Genomic DNA, 21,299 nt, shown 5'->3' on the forward strand with positions numbered 1-21,299 from the left:
GGGCGGCCCGGAGGCCAGTCGGGCGACGCCCCGGCCGGGCCGCCACCCGCTTGGACCGGCGCCCCGTGCGAAGCCCCCGGCGCCGCCGCAGCATGGGCGCATGAGGACCTCCCCCGCCCTGCGCACCGCCGCCCTGGCCGCCGCGGCCACCCTGCTCCTGCCCCTCGCCGCATGCTCGAAGAGTGCCGACGGGAGCGGCCCGGCCGGGTCGGAGCCGGTCGCCGAGGCCACCGGCTCCGGCCTCGCCGCCCAGAAGCTGACGTGGAAGCCCTGCCCCGCCCCGTCCGCGGCGCAGGGCGGCGGAAAGGCGCCGTCCCCGCTGCCCGGCGGCACCCCCTGGGAGTGCACGTTCATGAACGCGCCGCTCGACTACGCGAAGCCCGACGGCGACACGATCCGGCTGGCGCTGATCCGGGCCGCCGCCAAGGACAAGGACCGGCGGATCGGCTCCCTCCTCTTCAACTTCGGCGGCCCCGGCGCCTCCGGCGTCGCCACCCTGCCCGCCTTCGGCACCGACTACGAGAAGCTCCGCGCCCGCTACGACCTGGTCAGCTTCGATCCGCGCGGCGTCGGCCGCAGCGAGGGCGTGAAGTGCGAGGACGACAAGCAGCTCGACGCCCGGTACGAGATCGACGCCACCCCGGACACCAGCGAGGAGGTGAACACCTTCGTCGAGAGCACCAAGAAGTACGCGCTGGCCTGCAAGCAGCACTCCGGCAAGCAGCTCCCGCACGTCGGCACCACCGAGGCCGCCCGGGACATGGACCTGATGCGCCAGGTCCTCGGCGACCGGAAGCTGCACTACTTCGGCATCTCGTACGGCACCGAGCTCGGCGGCGTCTACGCCCACCTGTACCCGAAGAACGTCGGCCGGGCGGTGCTGGACGCGGTGGTCAACCCGAACGAGGACACCGTGCAGGCCTCGCTCGGACAGGCCAAGGGCTTCCAGCTCGCCCTGGACAACTTCGCCCAGGACTGCGTCGACCGCGGCGACGCCTGCAAGCTGCCCGGCTCCACCGCCGAGGAGGTCGAGCAGCACATCTCCGACCTGCTGAACCGGCTGGAGAAGAAGCCGATCCAGGGGCTCGGCCGACGCAACCTGACGCAGACCCTGGCGGTCACCGGCACCGCCGCCGCCCTCTACTCCAAGCAGACCTGGCCGCTGCTGGAACAGGGGCTCGACGAGGCCGACGGCGGCAACGGCGGCCTGCTCCTGGCCCTCGCCGACTCGATGAACGGCCGCTCCCAGAACGGCCGTTACGACAACTCGATGGCCGCCAACACCGCGATCAACTGCGCCGACTCCAAGCAGCGGTTCACCTCCGACCAGACCGAGGCCAAGCTCCCCGAGTTCCGCTCCGCCTCGAAGGTCTTCGGCGACTACCTGGGCTGGTCCCTGATGAGCTGCACCGGCTGGCCGGTGGCGGGCGTCTGGAACCACCCGGACGTCAGCGCCCCGGGCTCCGCCCCCATCCTGGTCGTCGGCAACACCGGCGACCCGGCGACCCCGTACGCGGGCGCCAAGGCGATGGCCGGCGCGCTGGGCAAGGGCGTCGGCGTGACGATGACGTACGAGGGCCAGGGGCACGGCGCGTACAACAGCGGCAACGCCTGTGTGCAGAAGGCCGTGGGCGGCTACCTGCTGGACGGCAAGGTCCCCTCGGCCGGCACCGTCTGCAAGTAGCGCCACACCGAGCCCGTACCCCGGGGCCTTTCGTCCGGATCGGGCAGCACCAGGGCACGCGAGCCCCGCCCGACCCGAACGAAAGGGCCATAGCATGGGCGGCCTCTCTTGCCCGGACGCCGGGCAGGCACACCGGGAGGACGCACACGTGGTCGTACACGCACGCGCCGGGGCCCTGGCCGCCGCCGCGCTCCTGCTGACCGGGCTGCTCGCGGGCTGCGGGGGCGGCGCCGACGGGGGGACGGACCCGGGGTCCGCCGCCCCGGCCGGGTCCCCGCCCGCCGCGGCCACCGGGGGACCGGGCTCGCCCCGGCTCCCCGCCTCCCTCACCGCCCAGCGGCCGGACTGGAAGCGGTGCGGGGCCCGCGCCGGGGAGAGCGCGCCCGGCACCGAGTGGCGCTGTGCGACGGTCCGGGTGCCGCTGGACTACGCGAAGCCCGACGGCGACACCCTCGGGATCGCGCTGATCCGCAAGCAGGCCACGGACCGGGACCGCCGCCTCGGCTCGATGCTCTTCAACTTCGGCGGCCCCGGCGGCTCCGGCGTCTCGACCCTGCCGCGCGCCGCGGGCTCGTACGCGAACCTCAACACCCGCTACGACCTGGTGGGCTTCGACCCGCGCGGCGTCGCGGGCAGCGAGGGGGTGCGCTGCCGCACCGACCAGGAGCAGGAGGCCGACAACCGGAACGTCGACATGACCCCGGACACCCCGGCCGAGGAGGCGGCCTTCATGCGGTACGGCGCCGATTTCGGAGCGGGCTGCGCCCGCCGCTCCGGCAAGGTCCTGCCGTACGTCGGCACGTCGAACGCCGCCCGGGACATGGACCTGGTCCGCGAGGTGCTCGGCGACCGGAAGCTCACCTACTTCGGCATCTCGTACGGCACCGAACTCGGCGGCACGTACGCCCACCTCTTCCCCGCACACGTCGGACGCACCGTCCTGGACGCCGTCGTCGACCCGACCGCCGACGCGATCGGGCACGCCCGCAACCAGGCGACCGGCTTCCAGCGGGCCCTGGACAACTACCTGAAGGACAGCGGCCAGGACCCGGCGGAGGGCACCCGGCGCATCGCCCGGCTGCTGGACCGGCTCGACCGGAAGCCGCTGCCGACCGGCTCGGGCCGTGAGCTCAACCAGTCGCTGGCCGTCATCGGCATCGTCACGCCGCTCTACTCCAGGTCCAGTTGGCCGGTCCTCACCCAGGCGCTCGACGAGGCCGAGAAGAACGGCACCGGGGACGCCCTGCTCCGGCTGGCCGACTCGTACAACGGCCGGGACGCCCGGGGCCACTACGGCACCCAGAGCCACGCCCAGCGCGCCGTCTCCTGCGCCGACAGCAAGCTCCGGCCGACCGCCGACGAGGCGCGGGCGCTGCTGCCGGAGTTCCGGAAGCTGTCCCCGGTGTTCGGCCCGTTCCTGGCGTGGGACACGGCCGGCTGGTGCGCGAAGTGGCCGGTGGCCGGGGAGCACGAGCACCCGGAGACGAGCGCCCCGGGTGCCGGGCCGGTGCTGGTCGTCGGCAACACCGGCGACCCGGCGACCCCGTACGAGGGGGCCCGGCGGATGGCGGACTCGCTGGGCAAGGGCGTGGGCGTCCTGCTCACCAACAAGGGCGAGGGGCACGGCGCGTACGGCCAGAACTCCTGCGTGACCTCGGCCGTGGACGCGTACTTCCTCGACGGGAAGGTCCCCGAGGACGGCCGGACCTGCTCGTAGGGCAGGCATGGTGAAGGGGCCGGTCCGTGCGGACCGGCCCCTTCACCAGGACAGCGGATGTCTCAGTACACCGGCTTCTCGGGCTCGATCTGGTTGACCCAGCCGATGACGCCGCCGCCCACGTGGACCGCGTCGGCGAACCCGGCCGACTTGAGGACCGCGAGGACCTCGGCGCTGCGGACGCCCGTCTTGCAGTGCAGGACGATGCGCTTGTCCTGCGGGAGGTCCTGGAGGGCGTTGCCCATCAGGAACTCGTTCTTCGGGATCAGCTTGGCGCCGGGGATCGAGACGATCTCGAACTCGTTCGGCTCGCGGACGTCGATGATCTCGATCTTCTCGTCCGCGTCGATCCACTCCTTGAGCTGCTTGGGAGTGATCGTGGAACCGGCCGCCGCCTCCTGGGCCTCCTCGGACACGACGCCGCAGAAGGCCTCGTAGTCGATCAGCTCGGTGACGGTGGGGTTCTCGCCGCAGACCGCGCAGTCGGGGTCCTTGCGGACCTTGACCTGGCGGTACTGCATCTCCAGGGCGTCGTAGATCATCAGCCGGCCGACCAGCGGGTCACCGATACCGGCGAGCAGCTTGATGGCCTCGTTGACCTGGATGGAGCCGATCGAGGCGCAGAGCACCCCGAGCACCCCGCCCTCGGCGCAGGACGGCACCATGCCCGGCGGCGGCGGCTCCGGGTAGAGGCAGCGGTAGCAGGGGCCGTGCTCGGACCAGAAGACGGACGCCTGGCCGTCGAACCGGTAGATCGAGCCCCAGATGTACGGCTTGTTCAGCAGCACGGCCGCGTCGTTGACCAGGTAGCGGGTGGCGAAGTTGTCCGTGCCGTCCACGATCAGGTCGTACGGGGCGAAGATGTCCATCACGTTGTCGGCTTCGAGCCGCTCCTCGTGCAGGACCACGTTCACGTACGGGTTGATGCCCAGCACCGAGTCCTTGGCCGACTCGGCCTTGGAGCGCCCGATGTCGGACTGGCTGTGGATGATCTGGCGCTGCAGGTTCGACTCGTCGACCTCGTCGAACTCCACGATGCCCAGCGTGCCGACACCGGCCGCGGCCAGGTACATCAGGGCCGGGGAGCCGAGACCGCCGGCGCCGACACAGAGCACCTTCGCGTTCTTCAGCCGCTTCTGCCCGTCCATCCCGACATCCGGGATGATCAGGTGGCGGGAGTACCTGCGGACCTCGTCGACGGTGAGCTCGGCGGCCGGCTCGACCAGGGGTGGCAGCGACACAGGAACCTCAACAATGCAGGTGGTCGGTTTCTACGTACTTCGACTACGTACGGTTGTTCTTCCGGTAACACTGCCACGCCCCTCCTCATTCCGAGATACCAGGTCCGATCCGCGAGACGATTTCGTCCCAGTACCTGGGCAGTGCCGTGTATGGGTCGTTCTGTCCGCGCCGGCCGTCCCGGTCCGTGAAGAAGATCGTGCCCGCGCCCTGCCAGCGGGCGACCCGCATCGCCTCGTCCAGGTGGGTGCGCGGGACGCCGTGGACGAAGTGGGCGAACCGCTCCGGCGGGTAGGAGGCGGTCCACTCCGCCACCTGGGACCAGCGGTATTCGGTCCACCCCCCGTTGAAGGTGACGAGCTGGTCGGCGGCTTCGGCGTAGCCGGGGTACGGGTGGGTGCCCACCCCCAGCACCAGCGGCCCGCTCCCCTTTCCGTACGAGCGGCCGCCGTGCTCCAGGAACGTCGCGAGGGTGCTGGTGAGCCGGCGCACCACCGGGAGGTGGCTCCGCTCGGCCGGGCAGCGGTCGAGGTAGAAGCCGTCGACCCGGTACCAGTCGAGGAAGCACTGGGCGTCGGCGATCAGCTCGGCGAAGAGACGGCTGCCGTACGCCAGGTCGAGATGGCCTAACAGCCGTCCGCCGCCCGGCCGCGCGTCCGGTCCGTGTCCGCTCCCGTGCGCGTGGCGGAGCCGGCCCACGACCTCCAGGCACTGCGGGTCGGGGCGGGCGCCGGGGCCGTTGTCGATGTTCAGGACGGCCCAGTGCAGCGGGGTGCCGGGGCGGGCCAGCTCAGCCCATTCGGTCGGCGCGAGCAGCGGATGGGCGTACCCGGGCACCCCGAAGCCGAGCCGCCCGGCACCGCTGGTCCGGCGGGCGGTGCCGGGACTGGTCAGATGCGGCACGCCGCCTCCATCCAGATGTCCGCGAGGGACTCCTCCAGATTGATCCGGGGCCGCCAGCCCAGCCGGTCGCGGGCGGTCCGGACATCGGCCTGCTGCCAGGCGCCGCACCCGTCCGGGTAGGGCGACGGGGTCGCCGAGAGGTGCTCGATCACCGACTCGTTGGAGCTGCGCGGGGCGCCGATGGGCAGCCGGGGCGGGGGCGCGTCCAGCTCGTGGAGTGCGCCGGCGAACCCGGCGACCCGGGCGAGGACGGCGGCGGCGTCCCGCAGGCGCACGGCGCGGCCGGTCCCGATGTTGACGACGCCCTGCGCGGCGGAGAGCGAGGCGGCGTGCACCGCGCGGGCGACATCGCGCACGTCCACGAAGTCGCGCTGCACGCCGAGGCCGCTGAGCTTCAGCTCGCCGTCGCCGGACTGCATGGCCCGGCGCATCGCCTCGGCCAGCCGGCCGAGCGGGGAGCCGGCCGGGGTGCCCGGCCCGACCGGCGAGAAGACCCGCAGCACCACCGCGTCGAGGCCGGAGCCGAGGACGAGTTCGGTGGCGGCGAGCTTGCTGACCCCGTACGGGCCGCCGGGGCGCGGGACGGCGTCCTCGGCCGTGGAGGAACCGGGCTGCGAGGGGCCGTACTCCGAGGAGCAGCCGAGCTGGACGAGCCGGGCGGTGCAGACACTGCGCCGCATCGCCTCGCAGACGGTGGCGACGGCGACGGTGTTGTGCCGGGTCAGGTCGCGGGCCCCGCCGCGGGTGGCGCCCGCGCAGTTGACGACGACTCCGGGGTGGACGGCGTCCAGGAAGCGGGTCAGCGCGCCGGGGCTGCCGCTGGCGAGGTCGAAGCGGACGTCGGCGTCGTCGCCGCGGCCGAGCGCCGTGAGGTGCACGGCGGGGTCGGCGAGCAGCCGGTCGGCCACGAAGCGGCCGAGGAAGCCATTGGCTCCGAGCAGCAGCACCCTCATCGCGCGCCCCCTCGGCGCCGACGGCCAGCTGCCGGGGAAGGGGGTTGGGGGGTCATGTCCGGTGTCTCCTAGGGATTGTGAGGCGTTGGAAGGGCGGTGACCCGCGGCGTCGGCTCCGCGGGGCAGGCATTGACGGTGTTCTGGCGTGGTGTGGGTTACGCGGCGACCGGGCCTTCGTCGACCGGCCGGGCGGTGCTGTGGGCGGATGCGCGGGAGAGGACTGCGGTGGCCGCGATCAGCAGCCCGAGCGCGGCTCCGCCGCAGGCGACGGCCGGTACGGCTCCGGTACCGGCCGTCAGGACGAGAAGGTCTACGGGGCGGGCCAGGAAGCGCAGTCCCGGCAGCCGCCCGGCCAGCACCAGTGCGGGGGCCAGCGCCTCGGCCGCACAGGCGGCGGCGAGCCCGCCGGTGGCGAGCCCGGGGAAGCCGTGCACGGCGAGCAGCCGGGCGGCCAGCAGCAGCAGTCCGAGCGCGCCCGCTCCGGCGTACGCCCCGCCGCCCCCGTACATCAGGTGCGCGAGGGAGAGCAGGACGACGAGGGCGCAGAGGTGGAGGGCGACGGCCCCGAGGAGCAGGGGGCGCACGCCCGCGCCGAACTCCTCCAGGACGCGGCTGCCGATGAGCCTGCGGTGGGCGTGGACGGAGAAGAGGTGGGCGCACCAGGCGGCCGGGGCGACCGCGAGGGCCAGCCCCAGCAGGGGTGCGGGGGTGAGCACCCAGGGGCCTTCGGGGCCGCCGCTGAGCACCTGGTCGAGGAGGGGCTGGCCGTACAGGACGTAGCCGAGGAGCCAGCAGGTGTACGCCGTGGCGGTGGCGGAGGGGCGGGCGCCGGTGCGCAGCGGGCCGCCGCGCAGGGCGAGCGCGAGCGCGGTGAGGACGGCGAGGGTCCCGGTGAGGCCGATGGCGAGCCGGATCCGGCCGTCGAGCGCGTCCGGGGCGAGGGCCAGCGCCCCCAGGGTCGCGGCGCAGGCGGCGCCCGGCAGGAGGGCGCGCAGCGTCCAGGCGGTACGGGGCGCGGTGTCGCGCGCCGGAGCCTTGGGCGCGCCCGTGCGGCCGGTCGGCACACCGGGCATCCGGGCGAAGAGTTCCTCGGCGAGCGAGAAGACGTCGCGGTGCCGGTAGCGGGCGGCGGCGCGGTCGGTGACGCCGTGGGCTTCGAGCCCGGCGGCCAGCTCCAGCGGGTCGACGGCCCGTTCGCAGAGCTCGCGGTGGCGGTGCATCAGCGAGCGCACCGGGTCGGCGGGGCCGCGTCGCCCGGCGGCGGCCCGGCGGGCCGGGTGTCCGGGGGCCGCGGTGTGGGCGATCTCGGGGGCGCGCGGCGCGGGGGCGGGGCCCGCGACGGGCCCGGCGGGGGCATCGGGGGTCTCGGGCGCACCGGTCGGGCCGTCCATGGTGGTTCCTCCGTGGTCGTCGCCGTCCTGGTCCCGGCGGGCGGGACCGCCCCGGCCCGCTCCGGTGCGCTCCGGGCCGGGGATCCACGGCCGCGGCTGTTCCGCTTCACGCATCGCGGCCACCCGCTCCCCGCGCCCCCGCGCAGACGGCCCGGGGCCCGGTGGCCCAGCTGGGCTTGCGGCCGGCGGGGGCCGGGCCGGTCCGGGTGTCCAGGACGTGTGCCTCCGGCGGGGTGGCGAACGGGCGGGGCCCGCCGTCGGCGCGCTCCGCCGCCTGTCCGCGCACCGGGGCCCGGGCGATCAGTTCCAGGTAGAGGCCGTGGAGGTCCGCGAGGTTCCGTTCGACGGTGAAGAGTTCGAGTGCGCGGGCGCGCGCCGCCGCGCCGAGCCGTGCACGGCGCTCGGGGTCGCGCAGCAGCGCGAGGCAGGCACCGGCCAGCGCCCGCGGGTCGCGCGGCGGCACCACGAGCCCGGTGCCGCCGATGGTCTCGACGACCGCGCCGACGTCCGTGGAGACCGTGGCCCGGCCGCAGAACATCGCCGCGACGAGATCGGCGGGGAAGCCCTCCGCCACGCTGGACTGGACGACGACGCCACCCGCCGCGTAGGCGTCGGCGGCCCCGGACGGGCCGGCCCCGCCGGTCTCCTCGAAGGAGACCGGGGCCGCGCCGTCGGCGGCTCCGTCCGGGAACAGCCGGGCCGCGAGCGCCCGGCACCGTACGAGATGGCCTTCACCCAGGGAGCCCGGTGGCGCCGTGGCGATGATCCGCAGCCGGGTCCCCGGCTCGGCCCCGCGCACCTCGGCGAAGGCGTGCAGCAGCGTCGTCAGATCCTTGGCGGGCTCGATCCGGCCGACCCAGACCAGGGTGTCGCCGGGACCGCAGTCGTCGCGCTCGCCGAGCTCCGCGAAATGGTCGGCGGCCATGCCGGGCCGGACCGTGCGGAGCTTCGCGGGGTCGGCGCCGCACCGCTCCTGCCAGCGGCGGGCGTGGGCGGTGCCCGAGGTGACGATCGTGGCCCGCCGGTACACCTCGGTGGCCAGTCTGCCGTGGAAGCTCGCGAGGAGGGCGCGCGCCGGCGCGTTCAGCAGGGTGGAGCCGGCCGCGAGGTAATGCTCCCGCAGCCGGGCGCCGTCCTCGCTGACCAGTAAGGGGGTCCGGAAGAAATGCCCGGCCAGCAGCCCGGGGAGGGCGGCGCCGCCGGAGGTCGCGTGGCAGAGGTCGACGGCGCCGAGGCCCCGTTCGTCGTACCAGTCCAGCGAGAGCGGGCGCAGCGCCCGGCCGAGTTCCTGGGCGAAGGCGAGGAGGTCCGGGACGGTGGCGCTCTGCACGGTGCGCGCGGTGCCCGGGGCCCGGCAGGCCGCTTCGAGCACCTGGACGGCGGGCTCGGAGCGCAGCGCCGTGGCGAGTCCGCCGTGTTCGCGGGCCAGTTCGGCCAGGCCGTACAGGCCGTCGGCGAACCGGGGGTCCGGGTCGGCGGGGCCCCGGACGGCGGTGTCGTCCTCGCCGCCCGCCGCGCAGACCGCGGCCACGAGGTCCGCGAGCCGGTCCGTGAACCACTGCCGCTCGCGGCGGCCGTACGGGCGGGCGGTGCCGCCCGTCGCCATCCGGGCGAGCAGGCCCTTCGGGGCCCGGGGCCCGGGGCGGTGCCCGTCGTCGGCCCACAGCGGCGCCGTGCGCACCCGGCCCCCGTGCTCCGGGAACGGGCCGCGCACCTCCTGCTCCACCGAGCGGACCAGCGCGAAGAGGTCGAACTCGTGCTGCGGGAGCCCGCGTACCAGCCGGTCGCACCATGCCCCGGACTCACCGGTCGCACAGGGATGACCACCATCGGTGAGTAGCCCGATCCGCACGAGTGCACCTCCGTTCTCCCTCGTGGGTGTCCACCGGAAAAAACGGCGGCTCACAGCGGGAAGAAGGTAAGCGCATACGCCGGTGGTGCGACGGACGGTTGTCCGTCGCACCACCGAAAGGGGTGAACCGTCGTAACTTTCCCGCCCCGACAACGTTCTGTTGTGCTGGACGTACGGAAGGTCACGGGGCGTCAGGCAGCGGCCAGCTCCTTGCGGGCCGCGCGGCGCACGGCCGCCAGCGCCGGGTCGAGCGCGGGCACGGCCGCCAGCAGCTGCCGGGTGTAGGGGTCCTTCGGGTCCCCGTAGACCTGGTCCACCGTGCCCTGTTCGACGATCCGGCCGCGCCGCATGACCACGACCCGGTCGCTGACCTGGCGGACGACGGCGAGGTCGTGGGCGATGAAGACCAGGGCGAGCCCCAGTTCCCGCTGGAGCCGGGCCAGCAGTGCGGTCACCTGGGCCTGGGTCGTCACGTCGAGCGCGGAGACGGCCTCGTCGCAGACGATCAGCTCCGGCTCGGCGGCCAGCGCGCGGGCGATCCCGACGCGCTGGCGCTGCCCGCCGCTGAACTCGTGGGGGTAGCGGTCGTAGCCCTCCGGGTCGAGTCCGACGCGGGTCAGCAGCTCGCCGACCCGGGCCCTGATCGCCTTCTCGTCGCGCCGGCCGGCGGCCCGCAGCGGGTCGGCGACCGACTCGCCGACCGAGCGGCGCGGGTTGAGCGAGGAGACCGGGTCCTGGAAGACCATCTGCACCCGGGCGTCCCGGGTGAGCCGGCCCGAGGTCGGCTCCAGCAGCCCGACGAGCATCCGGCCGAGGGTGGTCTTGCCGCTGCCGCTCTCGCCGACGACGCCGAGGGTCTCGCCGCGCCGCACGGCGAGCGAGACCCCGTCGACGGCGGTGAACGCGCCCTTCCCCCGGCCGAAGACCTGCCGTACGTCGACGGCCTCGACCAGCACGTCGGCGTTCTGGTCCGGCTTCCTGGCACCGTCGGCGTTCTGGTCCGGCTCCGCGAGGTCGCGGAGGCCCTCGACCGGCACCTCGGCATCGGCCGCCGGCTTCGCGGCGGGAGCGGGGCGCTCCCCCGTCACCCGGGGCACCGCCGCCAGCAGTTCCCGGGTGTACGGCTCGCGCGGGGCCACCAGCACCTGTCCCACCGGGCCCCGTTCCACCGCCCGCCCCGCGCACATGACCAGCACCTCGTCGACGGACTCGGCCGCCACGCCCACGTCGTGGGTGACCAGCAGCAGCCCCATCCCCGTCTCCCGGCGCAGCCCGTGCAGCAGGTCCAGGATCTGGGCCTGCACGGTCACGTCGAGGGCGGTGGTGGGCTCGTCGGCGATGAGCAGCCGGGGTTCGCAGGCCAGGGCCATCGCGATCAGCGCCCGCTGCCGCATCCCGCCGGAGAACTCGTGCGGCCGGGACCGGGAGCGCCGGGCGGCGTCGGGGATGCCGACCCGGTCCAGCACCTCCACCGCACGGGCCCGCGCGGCCCGCCGGGACGCCTTGTTGTGGACCCGGTACACCTCGGCGATCTGGTCGCCGACCGCGTAGTACGGGTCGAGCGAGGAGAGCGGGTCCTGGAAGACCATCGCGGCCCCGGCGCCCCGCAGGGCCCGCAGCTCCGCGTCGCTCGCGGCGGTCACGTCCACCCCGGCGACCCGGATCGAGCCGGTGACCTTGGCGCCGGTGCCCCGGTGCAGTCCGAGCAGGGCGTACGCCGAGGCGCTCTTGCCGGAGCCGGACTCGCCGACCACCCCGAGCGCCCCGCCGGGCTCCAGCGAGAACGACAGCCCGTCCACCGCCCGTACGTCGCCGAACGAGACGGACAGATCGGAGACTTCGACCAGGCTCATGCCAGCACCACCCGTCGGTCGGCCATCGCCTGGAGGATGTCGGCGACGGTATTGGCAAGGACGACGAAGAACCCGGTGACGAGCACCAGCCCCACGACGACCGGAAGGTCCACGTGCTTCACGGCGTCGACCAGTTCGCGGCCGACCCCCGGGATCCCGAAGAGCGATTCGGTCAGCACGGCACCGCCGAACATCGAGCCGATGTCCAGCGCGCCGAGCGCGATCACCGGCCCCAGCGCCCCGCGCAGCGCGTGCCGCCCGACGAGCGCCCGCTCGCCGACCCCGTACGCCCGGAAGGTCCGTACATGGTCCTCGGCCAGGGTCTCCAGCATCGAGGCCCGGGTCATCCGGGCGTACGGCGCCGCCGACACCAGGGCCAGCGAGATCCACGGCAGCAGCAGGTTCCACGCCCACTGCTCCGGGTCCTCGGTGAACGGCACGTAGTCCGGGAAGGGCAGGATCTGGAGCGCCGTGACCAGGACGATGATCAGCAGCAGCCCGATGACGAAGACGGGGGTGGCCATCCCGGCGAGGGTGATCCAGGTGAGGACGCGCTCGGTGAGCCGGCCGCGCCGCCACACCGAGAGCAGCCCGGTGCCGACGCCCAGCAGCATCCACAGCACGAAGGCGCCCAGCGCGAGCGAGGCGGTGGCCGGGAGCTTGGCCAGGATCAGCTCGGTGACCTGCTGGTCGCTCTGGTAGGAGAGCCCCAGGCACGGCGCCTGGCAGTGCAGCACACCGGTGCCGGTCGAGTAGTCGCGGCCCGCGAAGAGCCCCTGGAGGAAGTGCGCGTACTGCGTGTACAGCGGGTCCCCGAGGTTCAGTTGCTCGCTGACCTGGGCGACCTGGGCGGGCGAGCAGCGCGGTCCGCAGGCGATCTGCGCGACGTTGCCGGGGGCGACGTAGAAGGCGGCGTAGACGACGACGCTGAGCACGAACAGGACGAGCACCGCCCCGCCGAGCCGTCTGAGCAGGAACCACTTCACGCGTCGGCCTCCTTCTTCCGGCCGGTGCCCACCCGCAGCCGGGACTCGGCGCGCGGGTCGAGCGCGGTGCGGACGCCCTCGCCGAGGACGGTCAGCGCCAGCACGGTGATGAAGAGCAGCAGCGCGGGGATGAGCAGATAGGTGGGCGCCGCCTGGTACCAGGTGTCGGCGTCGCTGAGCATCTGCCCCCAGGACGGGGTGGGCGGTTTGATGCCCACGCCGAGGAAGGACAGGGCCGCCTCGACGACGATGTTGCCCGGGAAGAGCAGCACGGCGTACGTGATGACCGGGGCGGCGAGCGAGGGGAGCAGCTCGCGCCGGGCGATCTGCCAGGAGCCCCAGCCGCTGAGCCGGGCGGCGGCGACGTGGTCGCGCGACTTCAGCGACAGGGTCTGGGCGCGCACGATCTTCGAGATGCCGGACCAGCCGACCAGGCCGATGATCACGGCGATCAGGACCGGGCGGGGGAAGCCGGCGGGTACGACGGCGAGCGCGCCGAGCGCGATCACCATGACCGGCAGCGCGACCACGACGTCGGTGACCCGGCTGAGCAGTTGGTCGACGAGGCGGTTGCCGAGCCCGGCGGCGAGACCGACGGCGACGCCGATGACCACCTGGAGCAGGGTGGCGGCCAGCGCGACGCCGAGCGAGACCCGGGCCCCGTACACGACCCGGGCGAACAGGTCGCGCCCGGTGAGCGGTTCGACGCCGAGCCAGTGCTCGGCGCTCATCCCGCCGAAGGAGCCGAGCGGCACCCCGCCGGTGGCGGAGTCGACGAGGTCCGGGTGGTACGTGGTCGGGTCCTGGCCCTCGACGGCGGTGAGCAGCGGGGCGGCGAGCGCGGCCAGGACGAGCAGGGCGACGACGGCCGCGGCCACCAGCGCCGAGGGCCGGGCGCGCAGCCGCCGCCAGAACGGACGGGCCCCGGAGGCGGGGGCCGCCACGGCCCCCGCCTCCTCGGCCGCGGATACGTCGGCCATGGTTACTTGACCGCTACCTGCGAGATGTCGAGGACGCCGGTCCAGTCGCTGATCACGACGTTCTTGATGTCCTCGCCGTACAGGCGCTTGTAGACCGGGTGGAAGAGCGGCACGGTCAGGGCCCGCTCACCGACCTTCTCGTCCAGGGCGCCCCAGCGCTTCGCGGCGGCCTCCAGGTCGGTCAGCTTGTTGATCTCGTCGATCTCCTTGTTGACCGCGGGGTCGTTGAGCTGGCCGGAGTTGAAGTTGTAGCCGGCCCTGACGATCTGCCGGCCGTCGAAGATCGGCGCGAAGAACGGGCCGCCGGACGGCCAGTCGGCGCCCCAGCCGCCGAGGAAGAAGCCGGGCTCGCTCTTCACGTTGTAGACGGTGTCGGAGTAGTCGTTGCTCTCCAGGCCCTTGAGCCGGACGGTGATGCCGGCCTTCTTCAGGGCCTCCTGGAGCGCGGTGGCGATCTCCGGGCCGGTGGCGAAGTCCTTCTCGTTGGAGTGGGTGAGGGTGACGGTCAGCCCGTCCGGGTGGCCGGCCTCCTTCAGCAGTTCCTTGGCCTTGGCGGCGTCGCCGTTCTTCCCGGCCGGGAAGTGGTCGTACGGAGTGTGGCCGAAAGCCGCCTGCGCGGGCAGGAAGGTGGTGGCGGGTTCGGCGAGCGAGGAGCCGCCGGCCGCGTTGATCACGGAGGAGCGGTCCACGGCGTAGGCGATGGCCTGGCGCACCTTCGGGTCGTCGAAGGGCTTCACCTTCGGGTTGAAGGCGATGTAGTTGGTGTAGCCGAAGTGTCCGGTGCCGACGCGGGCGGCGAGCTTCTTGTCGCCGGTGACCTTGGCGAGTTCGGCCGGGCCGAGGTTGGTGTCGGTGGTGACGGCGGCGGCGTCGGCGCCCTGCGAGGCGGAGAGCCGCTGGTTGATGACGGCGGAGTCGAGCCCGGAGCGGACGTCGATCCGGTCGGGGTAGGCCTTGCGCTGGTCGTCGGTGGCGGCCGACCAGTGCGGGTTGCGCTCCAGGACCAGTCGCTCGCCGTCGCCCTCGTTGCGCACCACCTTGTACGGGCCCGAGGAGACCGGGTGCTCCTCGTACTTGGTGCCGGTGTCCTTGGCCTTCGGCACCGGGGTGGTCTGGGTCTGGGTGGCCAGGAAGGGGAATTCGCCCTCCGGCTTGTCGAGGTGGAAGACGATGGTCTTCTCGTCGGGCGTCTCGATCGAGTCGAGGCCCTTCTTGTCCTTGTACGGGCCCTGGTAGTCGGCCCCGCCGATGAGCCAGTCGCGCAGGTAGGGGGCGCCGCCGGAGAGTTCGGCGGCGAAGGAGCGCTCGATGCCGTACTTGATGTCGGCGCTGGTGATCGGGGTGCCGTCCTCGTACTTCAGCCCGTCCTTGAGCGTGTACGTCCACACCGTGGCGTTCTTGCTGGGGCGGCCCAGGTCGGTCGCGAGGTCGGGGACGACCTTGGCACCGGCCGCGCCGTCGGCCCGGTTGCGGGTGGTGAGCGTACGGAAGACCAGGGACGGGACGTTGCCGCCGCCGGAGGTGTAGAGCCGGGCGGGGTCGAAGTCCGACTGGGGCTTGCTGTTGAGGACGGTGAGCGTGCCGCCCTTCGCCGGCTTCCCGGCCGCTCCGGCACCGCTGTCGCCGCCCTTCTTGTCCTCGGGCCCGCAGGCAGCGACACTCGCGGCGACGACGAGTACGGCGGTGGCCGCTGCCACGCGGCGCGATATGACGGACGGTTGACGCATCGGAAGATGACCTCTCGGACGTACTGCCTGAAAACGGGAGAAAACAAGTCCGCGCGGGCAGCGGCGAGAGGGCGGCCGGAGGGCCGTGGAGGGCCGGGGGGACACCGGTGGCTGCCGCGCCTGCGGACGGAGGGGTCCTGCGCGGCGGCACCACGGGGCGGGACGGGCCCCTCAGGGCCGGACCGCGGGCGGACGCGCGCTCGGACGGGCGTCAGCAACAGTGGATGTCGGCGACACTGTGCCCGGTCACGCCGATGAGCGCCAGTTCGATGACTGCGCGATCGGGGAGGACGGGGCCGTGTGACATGCCGAGAAATATGGTGGAGCGCCCAGATGATGTCAACGCGATTCGAGACGGCGATCTCAAGATGCGGACAGAACAGGGGCGTGTGCAGCCGTTACTCCGAGTACGGCGAGAAGGCGCGTACGGTCCGGAAGCGGGCCCGCGGTGTCCGCGGACCCACCCGGCGCGGCGTCAACCCTTGGGGTACACCCAGGAGTTGGGGCGACACTTGATGCCGTCGATGTCCAGCGACTTGGTCTGCTGCTGCATCACCGGGGCGAGCGCCCCGGGCGTGCGGCAGCTCACATGGTTGTGTCCCAGTCGGTGGCCCACCTCGTGGTTGATCAGCATCCGGCGGTACGCGAGGAGCTTGTCCGGCCCGAAGGTCGACGAGCCCTGCGCCCAGCGGTAGGCGTTGATCATGACGCGCTCGGTCGCCGCGGAGTCGCAGCTCACGTTGTCCACGGTCGTGTCCAGCCCGGACTTGGCGCACCAGTCGCCGGTGGTCCCGGGGCTGGCCAGGGTGATCACGAAATCGGCGTCGCCGGTGGAGACCCGCTCGAAGGTCATCGCCCCGTCGTGCGCCCAGCTGCGGTCGTCGTTGAGCGTCTCCTGGACGGCCCGCGCGAAGAGCGCGGTGTCGAGACCGAGCCCCTTCTCGACGTCTATCCGGTAGCGGTACGTGCGGCCGCGCCCGGGGGCCTTCGCCTTACCGGGCACGGTCTCGAACTTCCCGGACGCCTTGAGCTTCGGGTCCAGCGGATAGGCCCTGGCCATCTTCTCGGCGTACGAGAGCGGCTTGACCGCGGCCTCCTGCGGGGTCGGCGTCCCCCGGCCGTCCGAGCGGGAGGCACCGTCGGCGCCGCCCCGGTCGACGCCGGAGGGCTGGGCGGCGCTGCTCCTGGACCCGTCGTCCTGGGCGACCTGCCCGGCGACGACCACCGCGAGCACGGTGGTCACCGCGGCGGCCGCGATCCCGGCGAAGGCCCGGCCCTTGCCCCCCTTGGCCGGGGCGTCGTCCGAGGGCGGGGGCGGCTCCTGGTCCCATTCACCGACCGAGGCGTACGGGTCGGCGGGGCGGGCCGGGGACAGGGAGGTCCCGCGCGGCGCGGCCGGTGCGTCGAACGCCTCGACGAACTCGCGCCGCGGTCCCGGTATCAGCGGCCGGGTACCGGTCGGCGGCTGCCCCGGTGCCGTGCGCCGGGCCGGGGGGCGCGGTGCGGCGGGTCCGGCCCCGTCGGCCCGTAGGCGGGGCTGCGGGCCGGTGCCCCAGCCGCCGCCCGGCTCGTGCTGCTCGGGGTGGCCGCCGCGCACCTGGCCGGTCTGCTGGAACGGGTCGTGTCCCCCGGAACCGGCCGGCGCGTCCGCCTCCGCCGGCTTGCGCCGACGCCCACTGCCGGGGACCGGCGATCCGGTCGCCCCCCGCTCGCCGTCCGCCTCCGCGGCGGCGGCCTCGCTCTCGGACCCCGAGGGTCCGGGGCCCTTTCGACTATGTCGTCCCACGCCCCGGATCAGCTCCCGCCGCGTTCGTCCAGCAGTTCCCGGAAGGCCTGGGCGACCGCCTCCGGGTACTCCATCATCGCCACGTGCCCCGCGTCGGGCAGCGTCAGCAGCCGCGCGTCCCGGAAGGCCGCGGACGCCTTGCGTGCCATCCGGTACGAGACGAGCTGGTCCCGTCCGCCGTACACCAGCAGGGTCGGTGCGAGCACCCGCTCGGCCTGGCGCCACAGTCCTTGCTGCCCCCCGAGCGTGTACGCATCGACAATGCCACGTGCCGAGCGCGCCATCGCGTCCCAGAAGTACGGCAGCGCGATTCGGCGTTCCATTTCGGCCACCGCGTCACGGAAGCCGGCCTCGGTGACCCGGGACGGGTCCCCGTAGCAGAGCGCCATCACGCCGCGGGTGCGGTCCTCCGCCGTCCAGTCCCGGGACATCCGGGCGAACAGGGCGGCGATCCCGGGCACCGCGAGCAGTCCCGTCGGCACGGCCGTCCGCTGCACCCGGAGTTCGGGCAGCGCGGGCGAGACCAGCGTGAGCGTGCGCACCAGGTCGGGCCGGACCGCGGCGACCCGGGTGACCACGGCGCCGCCGAGCGAATTGCCGAAGAGGTGGACCGGGCCGCGCTCGGCCGCGTCGAGGAGGCGGATCACGGCGCGGGCGTGGCCGGTGACCGAATAGTTGCCGTCGTCGGGCGGCGGGGAGTCGCCGAAGCCCGGGAGGTCGACAGCCTCGCCGTCCACCACGTCCTGGAGCAGCGGCATCAGCGCCGACCAGTTGTGCGAGGAGCCGCCGAGCCCGTGCACGTAGAGCGCGGGCGGCAGCCCGGTCCGCCCGGCGGGCCGGGACCGCACGGTCAGCGTCAGCCCGGGAAGGGTGACGGACCGCAGCTCCTCCTCCGCACCCCCGTCGGCACCGGGCGTCGGGGACACCGCGGCGGTAGCGGCACGGACTCCCGGCAGCTCGGTCGAAGACATGCGGCAATGTTACGAGACGATCACACCTCGATTCATGTGTTCGCGGTCACAGGCACCCCATGGCGGACCGCCCAGACAGCTCCTACGCTCGAAGGCGAGGAAGGGAGTCACCCATGACGGTCGACCCCAGCGACCCGGAGACCTTCACGGACGTGCAGCCGGACGAGCCGGACCAGGAGACCCCCCGCGCGGACGCCGCCGAGCAGCGCGCCGATCTCCAGCAGCGGGACGACGAACCGCTCACGGACGTGGACCCGGACGCCGCGAACGAGGCGGACGCGGTGGAACAGACCCGCGTCGTGGCACAGGATGAGGACGATTACCGCTGATACAAGCTGTTTTGTCCCGGTGGCCGGGGAATCCATGGCTACCGCAGCCGTCCGGTCCATGAAATTCTGCGTCCGCGCCACGCATGGCCGGGTTACCCAAAAGTACGATGGCCGCAGGGCGCAGCGTGTACGGAAGGGCTGAGTCAGATCACACACTTGGGAGGCGGCGTGACAGCCATCGAGCAGACCGAGGCGGCGCGCCCGCGGGGCACTCGCCTGCCTCGCCGCGCCCGACGCAACCAGCTGCTGGGCGCCGCGCAGGAAGTCTTCGTGGCGCAGGGTTACCACGCCGCCGCGATGGACGACATCGCCGAGCGGGCCGGGGTCAGCAAGCCGGTGCTCTACCAGCACTTCCCCGGAAAGCTGGAGCTCTATCTGGCCCTGCTCGACCAGCACTGCGAGTCGCTCCTCCAGGCGGTCCGCACGGCCCTGGCCTCGACCACCGACAACAAGCTCCGGGTCGCCGCGACGATGGACGCCTACTTCGCGTACGTCGAGGACGAGGGCGGCGCCTTCCGGCTGGTCTTCGAGTCCGACCTGACCAACGAGCCCGCGGTGCGCGAGCGCGTGGACCGGGTTTCGTTGCAGTGCGCGGAGGCGATCTCGGACGTCATCGCCGGGGACACGGGGCTCTCCAAGGACGAGTCCATGCTGCTCGCGGTGGGCCTGGGCGGTGTCTCCCAGGTCGTGGCCCGTTACTGGCTCTCCAGCCGGTCCGCCATTCCGCGCGACACCGCGGTCCAGCTGCTGACGTCCCTGGCCTGGCGGGGCATCGCCGGTTTCCCGCTGCACGGCATCGAGCAGCACTGACGCGGGCCGCCCGGCGCAGCCGCCGTCCGTGTTCGCTGCGGGCGTTGCCCGCCGACGCCGACGGCCCCGCTCAGCGGGCTAATGTGTGGTGCGTACGGCGCGGCTCACCGCGCAGGGACTGACCGTCGGAGGGACATAGCCGTGGAGGTCAAGATCGGGGTGCAGCACTCGCCCCGCGAGATCGTTCTGGAGAGCGGGCTTTCCGCCGAAGAGGTCGAGAGCACCGTCGCAGAGGCGCTCAACGGCAAGGCGCGGCTGCTCAGCCTCACGGACGAGAAGGGCCGCAAGGTCCTGGTGCCGGCCGACCGGATCGCCTACGTGGAGATCGGCGAGCCCACCGCGCGGCGCGTGGGATTCGGCGCGCTGTAGACCACGCGCTCCGAGCGACGGACGGGCGGCGGCCCGGTGGGACGACCACCGGGCCGCCGCCCGTCCGCGTGCGTACCGCGAGTCCGCGGTGCGCGGCGGGATTCCGGTTGCGGAGGCGGCGCGGAGGAGGGTTGCGTTCCGGCCACCTCGGGTAGGACCACCAACGACCGTATCCGGGGGTCCGTCCGGCACGAACGCGCCGGTCGCCCCCTGACCGCCCCGCTATCCGCGAGGTGATCCACCGTGATCCTGGAACCGCTCGGCGCCGTCGCCCTCGGGCTCGTTCTCGCCTGGCTGGCGCTCCGCTCGCTGCCCCACCGACTGCCGTCCCGCCGCACCGTCCTCACCACCGGCGCGCTGGGCGCGCTGTTCGGTGTCTACCTCATGAATTCGATGCTGGGGCCGGGCCATGCCGTGGCCGCGCTGATCGGCTCGGCGCTGATCGGAGCCGTGACGCTCTCCCTGCTGATCCGCCCGCGCAGTCAACGGCTGAGCCGATCAGCGGCGGCCTGAGGCCGGCCCGCCGGCCGGCCCCGGCGGACCGCCTACGCCGCGAGTCCGAGCGCGGCCATGCGCTTGGTGTGCGCCTCGGTGATCCGCGAGAACATCCGCCCGACCTCCGCGAGGTCGAAGCCGTCGGCCACACCGCCGACGAGCATCGTCGAGAGCGCGTCGCGGTCGGCCACCACGCGCTGGGCCTGGGAGAGCGCCTCGCCCATCAGCCGGCGGGCCCACAGCGCGAGCCGGCCGCCGACGCGCGGCTCGGCCTCGATCGCGGCGCGCACCTTCTCCACGGCGAAGTTGCCGTGTCCGGTGTCGTCGAGCACGGCGAGGACCAGCGAGCGGGTGTCGGAGTCGAGCCGGGCGGCGACCTCGCGGTAGAAGTCGCTGGCGATCGAGTCTCCGACGTACGCCTTGACCAGGCCCTCCAGCCAGTCCGACGGCGCGGTCTGGCGGTGGAAGTCGTCGAGCGCCTTGGCGAACGGCTCCATCGCGGCGGTCGGGTCCGTCTCGATCTCGGCCAGTCGCTCGCTGAGCCGCTCGAAGTGGTGGAATTCGGCGGAGGCCATCTTCGCCAGCTCCGCCTTGTCGGTCAGCGTCGGCGCGAGCTTGGCGTCCTCGGCAAGCCGCTCGAAGGCCGCCAGTTCCCCGTACGCGAGCGCTCCCAGCAGGTCCACGACGGCTGCCCGGTACTGCGGGTCCACCGACGCGGTGGCCCAGTCCTGGGCGGCGATTCCGGTGGGTTCGGGGGTTTCAGTGGCGTTGTCAGGCGTCTCCATGGAGCGCAGAATAGCCCGCCCGGAGGTGTGTGGAAGGGCCCGGCCAACCAGTGACATCACACCGTTCCGATGAATTCGCCCAACACACATGCGCGAATCCGAGGTACAGTGGTATTGCGCCTACTGAGTATTTTGGACGTACCGGTGGCGTGAAAAAGGTGAAAACGAATGAGGATGCCCGGTCGGTGGCCCGATCGGCTCCGACCCGACAGCCCTCCGCGCGAGTCGTGCGACACGTACGACCGCAGATGAGGGACCCCCTCAGCGGCACGAGCGCTCGAGCGACGGCAGTGGTCCCGCGCCACCCGGCCCATCCGCGGCCGGATGACCCATACCGGCGTGGTACGACCCCCAGCGTTCGCCTCGGGCCGCGTCTCACAGAAGAGGCAGCACCCTGACTACGTTCCGTGACCTCGGGATTCTTCCCGAGACAGCCGAGGCGCTCGAAGCCGTCGGCATCGTGTCCCCG

General features: G+C 73.3%; 19 protein-coding genes. 6 read left to right on the forward strand and 13 right to left on the reverse strand.

Features of this window, described 5'->3' with window-relative positions:
* Nucleotides 1-100 precede the first annotated feature (100 nt).
* Together ACWC97_RS06240 and ACWC97_RS06245 are read left to right on the forward strand one after the other, a co-directional pair.
* Entirely contained in the window at nucleotides 101-1,684 is a 1,584-nt protein-coding gene (locus ACWC97_RS06240; protein WP_450647727.1) for an alpha/beta hydrolase, read from the forward strand.
* Between the two features lie 148 nt (nucleotides 1,685-1,832).
* Nucleotides 1,833-3,401, forward strand: a complete 1,569-nt coding sequence (locus ACWC97_RS06245; RefSeq protein WP_450647729.1) for an alpha/beta hydrolase — start codon at nucleotides 1,833-1,835, stop codon at nucleotides 3,399-3,401.
* Between the two features lie 62 nt (nucleotides 3,402-3,463).
* Here the strand turns inward: ACWC97_RS06245 and moeZ are convergent, their stop codons facing one another.
* The 12 genes from moeZ to ACWC97_RS06305 form a co-directional block, all read right to left on the reverse strand.
* A complete protein-coding gene (moeZ, locus tag ACWC97_RS06250; protein ID WP_352278309.1) occupies nucleotides 3,464-4,642 on the reverse strand; it encodes an adenylyltransferase/sulfurtransferase MoeZ in 1,179 nt (392 codons plus the stop codon).
* A gap of 85 nt (nucleotides 4,643-4,727) precedes the next feature.
* Nucleotides 4,728-5,543, reverse strand: coding sequence for a spherulation-specific family 4 protein (locus ACWC97_RS06255; protein WP_352278308.1), 816 nt, complete (start codon nucleotides 5,541-5,543; stop codon nucleotides 4,728-4,730).
* Nucleotides 5,531-6,496: an NAD-dependent epimerase/dehydratase family protein gene (locus tag ACWC97_RS06260; RefSeq protein WP_352278306.1), complete on the reverse strand. Its 966-nt coding sequence runs from the start codon at nucleotides 6,494-6,496 to the stop codon at nucleotides 5,531-5,533. Before ACWC97_RS06260 ends, ACWC97_RS06255 begins: the two co-directional genes overlap by 13 nt.
* 155 nt (nucleotides 6,497-6,651) lie before the next feature.
* The gene (locus ACWC97_RS06265) at nucleotides 6,652-8,001 is read right to left on the reverse strand and encodes a hypothetical protein (RefSeq protein WP_450647732.1); all 1,350 of its coding nucleotides are present in this window, start codon (nucleotides 7,999-8,001) and stop codon (nucleotides 6,652-6,654) included.
* Nucleotides 7,994-9,739 (reverse strand): DUF3492 domain-containing protein, encoded by a 1,746-nt coding sequence (locus ACWC97_RS06270; protein WP_450647734.1) that lies wholly within the window; start codon nucleotides 9,737-9,739, stop codon nucleotides 7,994-7,996. Before ACWC97_RS06270 ends, ACWC97_RS06265 begins: the two co-directional genes overlap by 8 nt.
* A gap of 191 nt (nucleotides 9,740-9,930) precedes the next feature.
* Nucleotides 9,931-11,592: a dipeptide ABC transporter ATP-binding protein gene (locus tag ACWC97_RS06275; RefSeq protein WP_450647736.1), complete on the reverse strand. Its 1,662-nt coding sequence runs from the start codon at nucleotides 11,590-11,592 to the stop codon at nucleotides 9,931-9,933.
* Entirely contained in the window at nucleotides 11,589-12,578 is a 990-nt protein-coding gene (locus tag ACWC97_RS06280; protein WP_352278302.1) for an ABC transporter permease, read from the reverse strand. Before ACWC97_RS06280 ends, ACWC97_RS06275 begins: the two co-directional genes overlap by 4 nt.
* Complete coding sequence (locus ACWC97_RS06285) at nucleotides 12,575-13,558, reverse strand: ABC transporter permease (RefSeq protein WP_352278301.1); 984 nt, start codon at nucleotides 13,556-13,558, stop codon at nucleotides 12,575-12,577. The genes ACWC97_RS06280 and ACWC97_RS06285 overlap by 4 nt, the downstream gene beginning before the upstream one ends.
* Before the next feature lie 2 nt (nucleotides 13,559-13,560).
* Nucleotides 13,561-15,285 carry an ABC transporter substrate-binding protein gene (locus ACWC97_RS06290; protein ID WP_450647739.1) on the reverse strand — a complete coding sequence of 575 codons (1,725 nt, stop codon included), beginning with the start codon at nucleotides 15,283-15,285 and terminating at the stop codon, nucleotides 13,561-13,563.
* 211 nt (nucleotides 15,286-15,496) lie between these two features.
* A complete protein-coding gene (locus ACWC97_RS06295; protein WP_323180069.1) occupies nucleotides 15,497-15,592 on the reverse strand; it encodes an Ms4533A family Cys-rich leader peptide in 96 nt (31 codons plus the stop codon).
* Nucleotides 15,593-15,760: 168 nt separating this feature from the next.
* Complete coding sequence (locus ACWC97_RS06300) at nucleotides 15,761-17,071, reverse strand: DUF3152 domain-containing protein (RefSeq protein WP_450647741.1); 1,311 nt, start codon at nucleotides 17,069-17,071, stop codon at nucleotides 15,761-15,763.
* An 8-nt stretch (nucleotides 17,072-17,079) separates the two neighbouring features.
* Nucleotides 17,080-18,042, reverse strand: a complete 963-nt coding sequence (locus ACWC97_RS06305; RefSeq protein WP_352278296.1) for an alpha/beta fold hydrolase — start codon at nucleotides 18,040-18,042, stop codon at nucleotides 17,080-17,082.
* Between the two features lie 113 nt (nucleotides 18,043-18,155).
* Between ACWC97_RS06305 and ACWC97_RS06310 the strand changes: the two genes are divergently transcribed.
* From ACWC97_RS06310 to ACWC97_RS06325, 4 genes are all read left to right on the forward strand, one after another.
* Complete coding sequence (locus ACWC97_RS06310) at nucleotides 18,156-18,371, forward strand: hypothetical protein (protein WP_352278295.1); 216 nt, start codon at nucleotides 18,156-18,158, stop codon at nucleotides 18,369-18,371.
* 168 nt (nucleotides 18,372-18,539) lie between these two features.
* Nucleotides 18,540-19,181 (forward strand): TetR/AcrR family transcriptional regulator, encoded by a 642-nt coding sequence (locus ACWC97_RS06315; RefSeq protein ID WP_352278293.1) that lies wholly within the window; start codon nucleotides 18,540-18,542, stop codon nucleotides 19,179-19,181.
* Nucleotides 19,182-19,322: 141 nt separating this feature from the next.
* Entirely contained in the window at nucleotides 19,323-19,550 is a 228-nt protein-coding gene (locus ACWC97_RS06320; RefSeq protein WP_352278291.1) for a DUF3107 domain-containing protein, read from the forward strand.
* Nucleotides 19,551-19,793: 243 nt separating this feature from the next.
* Entirely contained in the window at nucleotides 19,794-20,063 is a 270-nt protein-coding gene (locus ACWC97_RS06325) for a hypothetical protein (RefSeq protein ID WP_450647744.1), read from the forward strand.
* A gap of 32 nt (nucleotides 20,064-20,095) precedes the next feature.
* Here ACWC97_RS06325 and ACWC97_RS06330 read toward each other — a convergent pair whose 3' ends face one another.
* Nucleotides 20,096-20,830, reverse strand: a complete 735-nt coding sequence (locus ACWC97_RS06330; RefSeq protein ID WP_352278288.1) for a ferritin-like fold-containing protein — start codon at nucleotides 20,828-20,830, stop codon at nucleotides 20,096-20,098.
* Nucleotides 20,831-21,299: the final 469 nt, after the last annotated feature.

This window comes from Streptomyces sp. NPDC001108 (assembly GCF_053598535.1).